This is a genomic window from Pseudoduganella sp. jia 9, from assembly GCF_055502615.1.
In genome coordinates, this window is sequence record NZ_JBUPWE010000021.1 from 1 (window position 1) to 12,324 (window position 12,324).

Annotated in this window: 12 protein-coding genes and 1 pseudogene; 11 read left to right on the top strand and 2 right to left on the bottom strand. The window is 64.1% G+C overall.

What is annotated here, in order from left to right; all coding sequences use genetic code 11:
- Positions 1 to 191: flagellin (locus ACY34H_RS24915; RefSeq protein ID WP_464980159.1), on the top strand; the 191-nt coding region annotated here is incomplete at its 5' end.
- 239 nt (positions 192 to 430) lie between these two features.
- Here ACY34H_RS24915 and ACY34H_RS24920 read toward each other — a convergent pair.
- Positions 431 to 586, bottom strand: a pseudogene (locus ACY34H_RS24920) (IS1595 family transposase); the annotation flags it as partial.
- A gap of 255 nt (positions 587 to 841) precedes the next feature.
- Here ACY34H_RS24920 and ACY34H_RS24925 point away from each other — a divergent pair.
- The 8 genes from ACY34H_RS24925 to ACY34H_RS24960 all read left to right on the top strand — a co-directional run bounded on the left by ACY34H_RS24925 (position 842) and on the right by ACY34H_RS24960 (position 8,789).
- The gene (locus ACY34H_RS24925; protein ID WP_464980160.1) at positions 842 to 2,308 is read left to right on the top strand and encodes a flagellin N-terminal helical domain-containing protein; all 1,467 of its coding nucleotides are present in this window, start codon (positions 842 to 844) and stop codon (positions 2,306 to 2,308) included.
- A 112-nt stretch (positions 2,309 to 2,420) separates the two neighbouring features.
- A complete protein-coding gene (locus tag ACY34H_RS24930; protein WP_464980161.1) occupies positions 2,421 to 2,792 on the top strand; it encodes a flagellar protein FlaG in 372 nt (123 codons plus the stop codon).
- 158 nt (positions 2,793 to 2,950) lie between these two features.
- The gene (gene fliD / locus ACY34H_RS24935) at positions 2,951 to 5,605 is read left to right on the top strand and encodes a flagellar filament capping protein FliD (RefSeq protein WP_464980162.1); all 2,655 of its coding nucleotides are present in this window, start codon (positions 2,951 to 2,953) and stop codon (positions 5,603 to 5,605) included.
- Between the two features lie 26 nt (positions 5,606 to 5,631).
- Positions 5,632 to 6,093: a flagellar export chaperone FliS gene (fliS, locus tag ACY34H_RS24940; protein WP_464980163.1), complete on the top strand. Its 462-nt coding sequence runs from the start codon at positions 5,632 to 5,634 to the stop codon at positions 6,091 to 6,093.
- 10 nt (positions 6,094 to 6,103) lie between these two features.
- The gene (locus tag ACY34H_RS24945) at positions 6,104 to 6,430 is read left to right on the top strand and encodes a flagellar protein FliT (RefSeq protein WP_464980164.1); all 327 of its coding nucleotides are present in this window, start codon (positions 6,104 to 6,106) and stop codon (positions 6,428 to 6,430) included.
- Between the two features lie 28 nt (positions 6,431 to 6,458).
- Positions 6,459 to 7,685, top strand: coding sequence for a flagellar hook-length control protein FliK (locus tag ACY34H_RS24950; RefSeq protein WP_464980165.1), 1,227 nt, complete (start codon positions 6,459 to 6,461; stop codon positions 7,683 to 7,685).
- Positions 7,675 to 8,031 carry an EscU/YscU/HrcU family type III secretion system export apparatus switch protein gene (locus ACY34H_RS24955; protein ID WP_464980166.1) on the top strand — a complete coding sequence of 119 codons (357 nt, stop codon included), beginning with the start codon at positions 7,675 to 7,677 and terminating at the stop codon, positions 8,029 to 8,031. The genes ACY34H_RS24950 and ACY34H_RS24955 overlap by 11 nt, the downstream gene beginning before the upstream one ends.
- Positions 8,031 to 8,789, top strand: coding sequence for a flagellar brake protein (locus tag ACY34H_RS24960; RefSeq protein WP_464980167.1), 759 nt, complete (start codon positions 8,031 to 8,033; stop codon positions 8,787 to 8,789). The genes ACY34H_RS24955 and ACY34H_RS24960 overlap by 1 nt, the downstream gene beginning before the upstream one ends.
- A 196-nt stretch (positions 8,790 to 8,985) precedes the next feature.
- On the opposite strand, the gene fliE is transcribed toward ACY34H_RS24960, so the two are convergent.
- Positions 8,986 to 9,327 (bottom strand): flagellar hook-basal body complex protein FliE, encoded by a 342-nt coding sequence (gene fliE / locus ACY34H_RS24965; RefSeq protein WP_464980168.1) that lies wholly within the window; start codon positions 9,325 to 9,327, stop codon positions 8,986 to 8,988.
- Positions 9,328 to 9,601: 274 nt separating this feature from the next.
- Between fliE and fliF the strand changes: the two genes are divergently transcribed.
- Positions 9,602 to 11,323, top strand: coding sequence for a flagellar basal-body MS-ring/collar protein FliF (gene fliF / locus ACY34H_RS24970; protein ID WP_464980169.1), 1,722 nt, complete (start codon positions 9,602 to 9,604; stop codon positions 11,321 to 11,323).
- Positions 11,316 to 12,314 carry a flagellar motor switch protein FliG gene (fliG, locus tag ACY34H_RS24975; protein ID WP_131144344.1) on the top strand — a complete coding sequence of 333 codons (999 nt, stop codon included), beginning with the start codon at positions 11,316 to 11,318 and terminating at the stop codon, positions 12,312 to 12,314. The genes fliF and fliG overlap by 8 nt, the downstream gene beginning before the upstream one ends.
- Positions 12,315 to 12,324: the final 10 nt, after the last annotated feature.

Genomic DNA, 12,324 nt, shown 5'->3' on the forward strand with positions numbered 1-12,324 from the left:
TCTCGTCGGCGATCTCGAACCTGCAAAGCACGACGGAAAACCTGTCTGCATCGAAGAGCCGCATCGTCGACACCGACTTCGCCGCGGAAACCGCGAGCATGACCCGCGGCCAGATCCTGCAGCAGGCCGGTACTGCGATGCTGGCCCAGGCAAACCAGCTGCCGAATGGCGTGATGAGCCTGCTGCGTTAATCCGAACGCATGAAGTAACGACAACATCCCCGGCTGGGCAACCAGCCGGGGATTTTTTTCGTCCGCCTTTCCCACCGCCGCCGGAAATTCTGGCCCACGCCCCGTGACGAAGGTGCGTAAAAAAGTATGGCGCTGTTCGCGTGAAGTCGGTTTTGCCTGTGAGTACGAAACTTTCCTTGCCTGTCACTGTCGCGGGGCGTCGGTGCCGCTAGCGATCAGGGGCAACAGCGCAACGGAGCCAACTGGCCGGCGGTCACCGGACCGCGGCCGGTCACGAAGTCGCAGGTTTGCCGGGTGCGGTCGCGGGCAACGAGGATGCAGTCCAGTTCCGCACTGATGCCGCCCCGGGACGCCTTGACGCCGCGTTTGCGCGGCGGGTGGTCCAGGTTCCGCGTTCACCGATTTAAAGCGAACAGCGCCAAAAATTATTTCGCCTCACCCCTCAAGTTTGCTGATGAGCAGCCGACTAAGCGCGCATTCCCGGCATTTATTAAGTCTTACAAGAAAAAATTTCCTCACAAAAATACTCTAAAGGTTCCCGTGTGGAAACCGTTATCTGGAGCAACAGCGGCTTGATCGTCTCGGAACACGGAGGCGGGCCAAAGTGAAAGAGCAAATGCCGATTTGAAGTACCTGTCCGGAGTAATACCATGGCTTCCCCAATCAACACCAACGTTGCATCCCTGAACTCCCAGCGCAATCTGTCGCAGTCGCAGTCTGCCCTGTCCACTTCGCTGCAGCGCCTGTCGTCCGGCCTGCGCATCAACAGCGCGAAAGACGACGCCGCCGGCCTGGCGATTTCCGACCGCATGAGCTCGCAGATCCGCGGCATGACGCAAGCGACCCGCAACGCCAACGACGGCGTGTCGATGGCGCAGACCGCCGAAGGCGCGCTGTCCTCGTCCGGCGACATCCTGCAGCGTATCCGCGAACTGGCCGTGCAGTCGTCGAACGCCTCGAACTCGGCATCGGACCGCCAGGCACTGCAGACCGAAGTCACGCAGCTGGGCTCCGAACTGAACCGTATCGCACAAACCACCTCGTTCAACGGCCAGGCGCTGCTGGACGGCTCGATGGGTACGGCCAACTTCCAGGTCGGTGCCGATGCCAACCAGCTGATCTCGTCCACCGGTGCGAACTTCCTGACCAGCACGTATGGCAACAACAACGTGTCGGCCGACACGGTCCAGGCTGCTTCGGCCACGTCGGTCAGCAGCTCGGGCACGCTCGACATCTCCGGCGTGCGCGGCAGCGCAACGCAGATCACCACCACCGACACCGATACCGCCAAGTCGATCGCCGCCAAGGTCAATGCACAGACGTCGGCGACCGGCGTGACCGCATCGGCCAAGACCGAAGTGCTGCTGAATATGGGCGCCGAGGACTACTCGTTCGACCTGAAAGGCGACAACGGCGACGCGGTCAAGATCAACTTCAGCGTTTCCGGCACCGGTGAAACGGCCGCCGACTATGCCGCCGGTATCAATGCGATCAATGCCCAGTCCGCCAAGACCGGCATCACCGCGGAATACGATGCCACCAACAAGGGCATGAAGCTGACGCATGCGAGCGGCGCAAACATCGACATCGCCAATACCCGCGCCACCAGCAATACGGCGACGTTTACCGCGAGCACGTATGACGCCGCCGGCACTCCGACCGCATCGGCTCTCGACATGAAGACCACGGGTAACACCGCCGTGGCCAATGGCCAGCTCAGCTACGACTCCGAAGGCGCGTTCAAGGTCACGGATGACACCGGCCTGTCGGGTACCGGTTCGGTTGTCTCGACGTCGGACCTGAAGTCGGTCGCTTCGCTGGACATCTCCGACTTCAAGGGTGCCCAGGCAGCAATCAAGATTGCCGATGCCGCACTGGCAACCGTGAACACCCAGCGTGCCGCCTACGGTGCACTGCAATCGCGCTTCTCGTCGGCGATCTCGAACCTGCAAAGCACGACGGAAAACCTGTCTGCATCGAAGAGCCGTATCGTCGACACCGACTTCGCCTCGGAAACCGCCGCCATGACCCGCGGCCAGATCCTGCAGCAGGCCGGTACCGCGATGCTGGCCCAGGCGAACTCGCTGCCGAACGGTGTGATGAGCCTCCTGCGTTAATCGGTACGACACGTGACCCGGCCGGCTCCGCGCCGGCCGTTCACGGAACGCATTCCGCGGTTCCCCGCCTGGTTCATCCGGTCGGGGAATTTTTGCCATTTCAGGAGCCATCATGACAATCGACAAGCTCGGCATGTTTTCAGCCAGGCCAGAGCGCAGCTTCGTTGCAGAAAGCACCACCACGCCGGCAGCACGGCCGGCCGCGGCCGCGAAGCCTGCGGCGGCGGAGACGACGCCAGCGGCCACATCCGTGGCGGAGACCGCGCCGGCAGACGAGCTGGCCAGCGCAGTAAAAAAGCTCAACGAATCAGTGCACGCGCAAAGCATCAGCTTCGAGATCGACGAGGAAAGCAAGCGTACCATCGTCAAGGTCATCGATACCGATACGAAAGAGGTGGTGCGCCAGCTGCCCACCGAAGAAGCTCTGCAGATCGCCAAGTCGCTCGACAAGGCATTCGGCCTGCTGATCCACCAGCAAGCCTGACCCACCGTTCCGGGGCCGCCGCCGACCCGGACGTCGGCCCCGCCTGCTTTGCGCTACCATCGGCCTGATCGCGCAAACTGGCCTTTATTTCCCCCTCTCAAGTCTCGTTTGATTCTGCCGATAATGAACTACATTATCGCTTTCTCAGGAGCAAAGCCGTGGCTACCATCACTACCTCTGGCAGCGTGCTGGACGTCAACAGCATCGTTTCCCAGTTGATGACCGTCGAGCAGCAACCGCTGGCCAAGTACGACCAAAAGACTGCCTCGTACCAGGCCACGCTGTCGGCTTACGGTTCGCTGTCGGGCGCCGTGGGGGTGTTCCAGTCGTCGCTCGGCGGGCTGACCAAGGCCACCGACTTCAACGCGCTCAGTGCCACCCCCGGCAACAAGGACATCTTTTCCGCGTCGGCCAGCTCGAAGGCCGTGGCCGGCAACTACAAGGTCAACGTCACGCAGCTGGCGCAGGCACAAACACTGACCACGCCGGGCATCACCAGCAACAAGTCGGCCATCGGGCTGGGCGGCAAGACAACCATTTCGTTCCAGTTCGGCAGCGTGACCGGCGGGTTCGGCCTGGCCGGGACCAAGCTGGGCAATAACATCGCCACGAGCGGCATCAGCAACGGTTCACTGACGATCAACGGTACCGCCATTGCGACCGACAGCACCACGACCAGCGCGCGTGCCCTGGCCGAAGCCATCAATGCCAAGAGCACGACTACCGGCGTCACCGCCACCGCCAACCCGGCGGAAACCGATGCCACGCTGTTCGGCGGCTTCGGCGGCGTTTCCACGGCCGGCGGCGGCACTTATTCGCTGAAAGTGGGCGGCGTGGAAATCGGTGCGCAGGCGACAGGGAAAGCGTCCGGCGCCGGCGTGACGGCGGCATCGATCGACACCGCGCTCGCCGGCCCGTCCACCGTGCTCACCGCATTGACCGATGCCGGTATTTCCTTCACCGGTACCGCCGCGGCCGGTACGTTGAAATTCACCCGCGCCGATGGCGCCAGCATCGAAGTCGAGGAAGCGGTCACGGGCACCGTCACAGGGGGCATCGGCAAGAGCGCCGCGCAAGCCAATGTCGGCTCGAGCGTCACGGCCACCAGCGGTATCTCGCTCAATTCAACGGATGCCAGCCCGATCACAGTCGCCGGCAGCAACCCGGCCGCCGCCGGCCTGACTGCCGGCACCGGCGGCACCTACCTCGGTGGCGGTTTTACCCAGGACGCGAATATCGCTTCCGGCACCGTGACGATCGATTCCAGCAACAATTCTCTGGAAGGCATCCGCGACGCCGTCAACAAGGCCAACCTCGGTGTCACCGCGACCATCGTCTCGGACGGCAGCGACAAGCCGTATCACCTGGTCTTCACGTCCAACACCACCGGCGCCAACGCGTCGATGAAGATCGGCTTGTCCGGCACCGAAACCGATCCGCCCGATGCCGCGCTGGCCGACCTGCTGGGCTATGATCCGGCCGGCACGCAGAAGATGACGCAAACGTCCGCAGCGCAGGACACCAAGCTCACCGTCAATGGCATCGCCGTCACCAGCAAGTCGAACAATGTGAGCGAAGCGATCCAGGGCGTGAGCCTGACGGTTACCCAGACCGGTGCCAGCACGCTGGCCGTCAGCCGTAATACCTCCCAGGTAAAGAGCAACGTCGAGGCGTTCGTCAAGGCCTACAACGACCTGAACGGCACGCTGAAGAAACTTACCGGCTACAACGCCGAAACCAAGGCGGCCGGCGCGCTGCAGGGCGATGCCACCGCGGCCTCGATCCAGTCGCAGGTGCGCCGCATGATGACGTCGAACATCACCGGCATTTCGGGCGCGTTTACCAACCTGGGCCAGGTCGGCATCAGCTTCGCGAAGGATGGCACGCTGTCGCTCGACTCGAGCAAGTTCCAGAAGGCGATCGACAGCAATTTCGCCGATATCGGCAGCTTGTTCGGTGCGGTCGGCAATACTACCGACAACCTGGTGTCGTTCACCTCGTCCACGGCCGCCACCAAACCCGGCACGTACGACCTGGCGATCACGCAGATGGCGACGCAGGGTGCGCTGACCAGCGGCGCGGCGGTGCCGGCCAGCACCACCATTGCCGCCAATACCACGTGGGCCGTCACGCTGAACGACACCACACCCAGCGAAAGCAAGAACACGGCCACGGTAACGATCCCGGCAGGCACCTATACGCCGGCCGAACTGGCCAAGGTCGTGCAGTCGTCGATCAACGGCACGTCGGCGTTTTCCAGCAACGGCAAATCGGTAACGGCATCGATCGACAGTGACGGCAAGCTGGTCGTCTCGTCGGCGAAATACGGATCGGTGTCGAACATCGCGCTCAGCTCCACCAGCGGCACCACGACCGCCAGCCTGTTCGGCGGCGCCACCGCGGTGGCCGGCCTGGATGTCGCCGGCACGCTGGGGGGCCACCCGGTGATCGGCTCGGGGCAGACGATGACGGGCCTGGCCGGCACGGACGTCGAAGGCCTGAAGATCGAGATCACCGGCGGCACCGCCGGCCCGCGCGGCACGGTCAGTTTCTCGCAAGGCTATGCCTACCAGCTGAACAACCTGGCAACCAGCATGCTGGGCAAGACCGGCCAGATTACCAGCCGCACGGATGGCATCAACAAATCGATCAAGGATGTGCAAAAGCAGCGCGATGCATTCACCGACAAGCTGACCGGCATCGAAGCGCGCTACCGCAAGCAGTACAGTGCACTGGACGTCATGCTGGCCAATATGCAGACCACGTCCAGTTACCTGACCCAGCAGTTGTCGGCCCTGACGGCCAATATGTGACAGTAACAAGGAGCAAGGAGAACACCATGTTCGGAAGTCCCCAACGCGGCGTCAATGCCTACGCCAAGGTCGGCCTGGAGACCGGCATCGCCGCCGCCTCGCCGCACAAGCTGATCACGATGCTGTACGACGGCGCGATCGTCGCGCTGATCAATGCGACGAATCACATGAAGGCCGGCAATATCGAAGCAAAAGGCAAGGCCATTTCGCATGCCATCCAGATCATCGACAATGGCCTGAAGGCCAGCCTGGACAAGGAAGTCGGCGGCGACATCGCCAAGAACCTCGATGCGCTGTACGAGTACATGAGCGCGCGCCTGCTGACCGCGAACCTGCAGAACCAGGTCGAAATCCTCGACGAGGTGCGCGGCCTGCTGACCGACCTGCGCGAGACCTGGAAGCAGATCGGCGACGAAGCGCCCCCAGCGCCAACGGGCGGTGCCCCGCTGGCCAACCAGAAGCAGTTCCCCGCTTTTTCCGGGTATTGAAACGATGACGATGACCAATCATGACGTGCTGTCCGTGTACGCGGCAATGGGTGAACTGACCAGCCAGATGGTGGCGGCCGCCAATGCTTCGGACTGGGAACACCTGCAAGACCTGGAACAGCGCATGAATGCGCATGTGGCCGTGCTCAAGATGAACGAAGGCATGGTGCGCCTGGAAGGCGAGCAGCGCACGCGCAAGGCCACGCTGATCAAGCAGATGCTGGACGACGACCGCAAGGTGCGCGACCTGATCACGCCATGGATGGCGCAGCTGTCCCGGCTGATCAACAGCACCGGCACCGAGCGGCGCCTCGTCAATGCCTACGGCGGCGTCTGAGCCGCGCATGAAGTAAGGACAGCAAGCGGTGCAGACGCGGCTCGATTCTGCCGGGCTGCGGCCCCTGGTACCGGGTGGCGGCCAGTCGGCCGCCGATCCGCGGCAGGCCGCGTTCCAGCGCACGCTGGCGCCGATGGTGGGCAAGAGCGTGCCCGGCGAGGTGCTGGCGAAGATCCCCGACGGCAGCTACCTGGTGCGCGTGGCCGGCACCAATGCCCGCATGATGCTGCCCGGCGGTACGCCGGTCGGGGCTCAAGTGGCGCTGAACGTCGTGGCCGCGCAGCCCCGGCCGCTGCTGCAGGTAGGTACCGGGCAGCCCCAGCCGGCTACCGTCTACACCCCGCCCGGCGAAGCGTCCGCCACGCAATCGCGCCCGATGAGCGCGGCCGCGGTGCTGTTGAACAAGGCGCCGCTGATTGCCGCCGACCGGCTTCCCACGCTCGACCATACTTCCGCGCAAGCCACGCTGAGCCCCGCCGCACGCGCGATCGCCAGCGCACTGACGCAGGCCTACACGGCACCCGGCGCGCCGGTGACGATCCATGGCAAGCACCCGCTGGTGGCCGCCGGCGCGCCCGATCCCGCACGCGTGGAAACCGCCCTGAAGAATGTGCTGGGCGAATCCGGCCTGTTCTATGAATCGCACGTGGCCGAATGGGCCGAAGGCAAGCGCAGCCTGCAGGACCTGGCGCGCGAACCGCAGATGCAGCGGATGACGCAGCAGGGCTCCTCCGAAGCGCTGGCGCGCGCGATGGGCGGCCCGGATCTTTCCGCGGCACAGATGATCAACCTGCAACTGCACGCGCAGGAACAGGGCAAGGTGCAGTGGCACGGCGAAGCCTGGCCGGGCCAGAAGATGCAGTGGGAGGTGGGGCGCGAAGAAAACGAGGGCCGTTCGCGCGGCGGCCGCGACGACTCCGACGAACAGCCGGTGTGGCGCAGCGGCGCGCGCTTTTCGCTGCCGCTGCTGGGCAAGGTGGCGGCCAGCATCACGCTGGTCGGCGAACAGGTGCATGTGACCCTGCAATCCGGCACCGAGGAATCGGCCGATGACCTGCGCGCCTGGTCCGGCGTGCTGCAGCGGGCACTGGAAGCGGCGGGGACGCCGCTGTCGACGCTGTCGATCGGCGCGGATGCGGGGCCCGCGGCAGACGCAGGCGCGGAGACTGGTGTGGGGACAGGTGTGGAAGGTGACGCTGCTGGAGATGTGGCCGCGGCAGGCGCGGCGCCGGAAGGGAACGCCGGTGCGCCGTGACGACGCCCCGAAGCGGCCGCTGAACAGCGCGGTTGCCCTTGCCTACCGCGATGGCGCCGGAGCGCCCAAGGTGGTGGCCAAGGGTCGCGGACTGGTGGCGGAGCAGATCATCGCCGTGGCGGCCGAAGCAGGCGTGTACGTACACGAATCGAAGGAACTGGTATCGCTGCTGATGGACATCGATCTCGACCGGCAGATTCCGCCCGCGCTCTACCGTGTCATTGCGGAACTATTGGCCTGGCTTTATCATATCGAAGCAGCAAAAAAATCCGGCACGGCGCCACCGCCCGCCCCCGATACCGAAGCTGCCCTCCCCCCTTCCACCTCTACCTCTGGCGAACCCTGATGCAACCCTTCATTGCGGACACGGATACCGAAAACTGGCACGATTTCGAGGTAGGATCGCGCCGTGAAATCATCGCGCTGCTGCGCGCAATCTCCGACAAAAAACAGGAAGTGCGCGTGGCCGCGCGCGACGGCGGCGCGGTGTACACCACGTCGGTCCTCGAAGTCGACGGCGATGCCGACCTGATGCTGATCGATCGTCCGCTCGATCCCGATTACGAGCGGGCCCTGCTCTCCGGCGAAGTCTCGTTCGAGACCTCGCTCGACAAGATCCGCATCTTCTTCGGCACCGACCATTTGCAGGCATCGCTGCATGACGGCAAGCCGGCGCTGAAAATGGCCGTTCCCTCCAGCCTGATCCGGCTGCAGCGGCGCGAGTACTACCGGATGGCGACACCATTGACGAATCCGGTGCGCGTCACGATCCCGATGCCCCCCGAGCTGGGCGGCGGCGTCGGTGTATTTCCGCTGGCCGACATCAGTGTCGGCGGCATTGCCATCCTCGACAACCAGTTCCTGCTGGGCGACACGATCGGCCGCGATTATGCGGAATGCCGCATCGAACTGCCGGACCTGGGCAACGTCACCACCGGCCTGCAGATCCGCAACACGCACGACATCACGCTGCTCAACAACAACGCCAACCGCCGCCTGGGCTGCCAGTTCACCGACATGGGCCGCGGCGCCGCAGCCGCCGTGCAGCGCTACATCACCAAGCTGGAACGCGAACGCAACGCCCGCATCGCCGGGTTGGGGTAAGAAAGGGAATTCGCGGAGCACCGCTCCGCGCCTGTCGAACGACGCGGCCATGCAGGGCCACGCCTGGGGCGGCAGGGCAAAAAATAGGGACGGACCCTGTTTTTCGGGAAATTTCCTTAAAAACAGGCGGTCCGGCGATCCGGTCCGTCCCTGATTTTGTTTCCTTAAAAACAGGGTCCGTCCCTGATTTTGTTTCTTACACCTGCATATTCATGATGGTGGTGTAGGCGTCCACCAGCTTGTTGCGCACCTGCACGGTGGCCTGGAAGTTGATGCTGGCTTTCTGCATCTGGATCATCACGTCCGACAGGTTCACCGAATCGTCGCCGAGCTGGAACCGCTTCGACATGTCCTGCGCCTTGTTCTGGCTTTCCGCCACGCTGTCCAGTGCGCCCTTCAAGGCGTTGGAAAAGTCGACTTTCGCGGCAGGCTGTTCGGTCTGCACCACCGGCGGCGCGGCTTGCGGGCGCGTGGCTGCCGCCTTCAGCTGGGCGATCATGGACTGGATCTGGCTGCTGTCGATACCGCCTGTGCGCATGGTGGACTCCGTTCGGTTACTTGGGCTGTTGCTGTCGCGGAACAAATCCACGCACAGCAAACATTGCCGCGCTACAATATGCTTCGGGCACCGGCTGCATGCCAGTCCCTTTTTTGACCCTCGCAGAATATCAGCCGGCACGCCAGCGGCGGCGCCGAAGCAAGCCGGGAAACCGGCTTCTGTTCGGGGGATCGAAAGGCCGGCCACGCACCCATAATTCGCCTCACGCCCGCTGTGTCCGGGCTGCCCAACTCAACGTTCCCGGAATTCATCCATGGCCGCAGCCGCCGAACAACTCGATCTCGACGCCAATGCCGCCGGCGACGCGCGTCCGCCGTTCTACAAGACGCCACTGGGCAAGAACATTATCCGCGGCGGCGCCGTGGCCGCCGTGCTGGCGGTGATCGCGATGGTGTGGATGTGGCAGACCCAGCCGGAATACCGCGTGCTGTTCGCCAATTACTCGGACCGCGACGGCGGTGCCATCACGGCCGCGCTGGACCAGATGCAGGTGCCGTACAAGTTCAGCGAAGGCGGCAATGCGATCCTGATTCCGGAAGAGCAGGTGGCGGCCACGCGCCTGCGCCTGGCCTCCCAGGGCCTGCCGAAAGGCGGCAACGTGGGCTTCGAGCTGATGGAAAACCAGAAGCTCGGCATTTCGCAGTTCCTCGAACAGGTCAATTACCAGCGCGCGCTGGAAGGCGAGCTGGCCAAGTCCGTCGAATCGCTGGGCAGCGTGCAGGCGGCACGCGTGCACCTGGCGATGCCGAAGCCCTCCGTGTTCGTGCGCGAGCAGCAGCACCCGACCGCTTCGGTGGTGCTGACGCTGCACCCGAACCGTTCGATCGATCCCGGCCAGGTCAGCGCCATCGTGCACCTGGTCGCCTCCAGCGTGCCGGACCTGGCGCCGGCCAACGTGACGGTCGTCGACCAGCAGGGCAACCTGCTGTCGAACCAGAACAAGGACAGCAACACGGCCATCAAGAGCCTCGATGCGACGCAGCTGAAGTACGTGCAGGAACTGCAGAACCAGATCATCAAGCAGGTCGAGAACATCGTCAAACCGATCGTCGGCGACCAGAACGTGCGCGCCGAGGCGGTGGCCGACGTGGACTTCTCCGCCGTCGAGCAGGCGGCCGAGTCGTACAAGCCCAATTCGGCGCCGGCGCCGTCGGCGATCCGCAGCCAGCAGAGCAGCGAAACCACGGGCAACCCGAACGCCAACCCGAACGGCGTGCCCGGCGCCCTGTCGAACCAGCCGCCCGGCACCGCGACCGCGCCGCTGGCGACCACGCCGCCCGGCGAGGCGCCCCCCCCAGGCACCGTTCCCGCCGGCGCTGGTGCGCCCGGTACCCTGCCCGGCCACAAGGAATCGACCACCAACTACGAAGTCGACAAGACCGTGCGCTACGAGCAGAAGGCCATCGCCGGCCTGAAGCGGATGACGGTGGGCGTGGTGGTCAACTACCGCCGTATCGTCGGCCCGGACGGCAAGGTGACCGTGCGCCCGCTGAGCGCCGAGGACATGGCCAAGATCAACAGCCTGGTACGCGAAGCGATGGGCTTCAACCAGGACCGCGGCGATTCGGTCAGCGTGGCCAACGTGCCGTTCGACGGCATCGACAAGCCGGCCGATCCGGTACTCGACTGGTGGCGCGACCCGGCAAACCTGCCGCTGGCGGCCGAGATCGCGAAATTCGCGATCGTGGCCCTGATCCTGCTGTACATCCTGCTGCGCGTGGTGCGGCCGATGATGCGGCCGGTGTTCAAGAAGATCGACGAAATCAACGCGCCCGAACCCGAGCCCGAGGAAGAGATCGTCGAGGAGCCCGCCGGTCCGACGGAAGAAGAGATCCGTGCCCAGGAACTGGCGGCAATGGAAGAAAGCACGGCGCGCACGTACCGCGACAACCTCGCGCTGGCGAAGAAACTGGCCACCGAGGACCCGCGCATCGTCGCCAACGTCATCAAGGCATGGATAGGCAACAATGACTGAAAATACCGGACTGCAAAAGGCAGCGATCCTGATGCTGGCGATGGGCGAAGCCGAAGCCGCGGAAGTGATGAAATTCCTCGGCCCGCGCGAGGTGCTCAAGCTGGGCGCGGCCATGGCGACAATGAAGAACGTGCCGCACGAGCAGGTAGTCGACGTGCTGGACGGCTTCCGCGACGAAGTGGCCGCCGCCTCCACCGTCGGCCTGGATTCCGACGAATACATCCGCCAGGTGCTGACCAAGGCGCTGGGCGACGACAAGGCTTCCGTGCTGCTGTCGCGCATCCTGGGCGGCAAGGACGCTTCCGGCATCGAAAGCCTGAAGTGGATGGATTCGCAATCCGTTGCCGAACTGATCCGTAACGAGCACCCGCAAATCATCGCCACCATCCTGGTGCACCTGGAGCGCGACCAGGCTTGCGAAATTCTGGGACACTTCACGGACCGGCTGCGCAATGACGCCGTGCTGCGCATCGCCACGCTGGATGGCGTGCAGCCGGCCGCGCTGCGCGAGCTGAACGACGTGCTGACCAAGCTGCTCTCGGGTAACGAGAACATCAAGAAGTCCACGCTGGGCGGCGTGCGCACCGCGGCCGAGATCCTGAACTTCATGAGCGGCGAGCAGGAAAACTCGGTCATGGAGAACATCAAGAACTACGACAACGACATGGCGCAGAAGATCATGGACGAGATGTTCGTGTTCGACAACCTGATCGATATCGACGACCGAGGCATCCAGCTGCTGCTGCGCGAGGTGCAGTCGGAAATGCTGATCATCGCGCTGAAGGGCGCCTCGCAGGAGCTGCGCGAGAAGATCTTCAAGAACATGTCGGCGCGCGCCAGCGAGATGATGCGCGAAGACCTGGAGTCGAAAGGGCCGGTGCGGCTGTCCGAAGTGGAAACGCAGCAGAAAGGCATCCTGCAGATCGTGCGGCGGCTGTCCGACGAAGGGCAGATCGTCCTCGGCGGCAAAGGCGAAGACTCCTTCATCTAAAGAATTTTTG

Coding starts and splice junctions, on each gene's coding strand:
- ACY34H_RS24925 (WP_464980160.1), top strand. CDS start 842: ATGGCTTCCCCAATCAACACCAACGTTGCATCCCTGAACTCCCAGCGC.
- ACY34H_RS24930 (WP_464980161.1), top strand. CDS start 2,421: ATGACAATCGACAAGCTCGGCATGTTTTCAGCCAGGCCAGAGCGCAGC.
- fliS (WP_464980163.1), top strand. CDS start 5,632: ATGTTCGGAAGTCCCCAACGCGGCGTCAATGCCTACGCCAAGGTCGGC.
- ACY34H_RS24945 (WP_464980164.1), top strand. CDS start 6,104: ATGACCAATCATGACGTGCTGTCCGTGTACGCGGCAATGGGTGAACTG.
- ACY34H_RS24960 (WP_464980167.1), top strand. CDS start 8,031: ATGCAACCCTTCATTGCGGACACGGATACCGAAAACTGGCACGATTTC.
- fliE (WP_464980168.1), bottom strand. CDS start 9,327: ATGCGCACAGGCGGTATCGACAGCAGCCAGATCCAGTCCATGATCGCC.
- fliF (WP_464980169.1), top strand. CDS start 9,602: ATGGCCGCAGCCGCCGAACAACTCGATCTCGACGCCAATGCCGCCGGC.
- fliG (WP_131144344.1), top strand. CDS start 11,316: ATGACTGAAAATACCGGACTGCAAAAGGCAGCGATCCTGATGCTGGCG.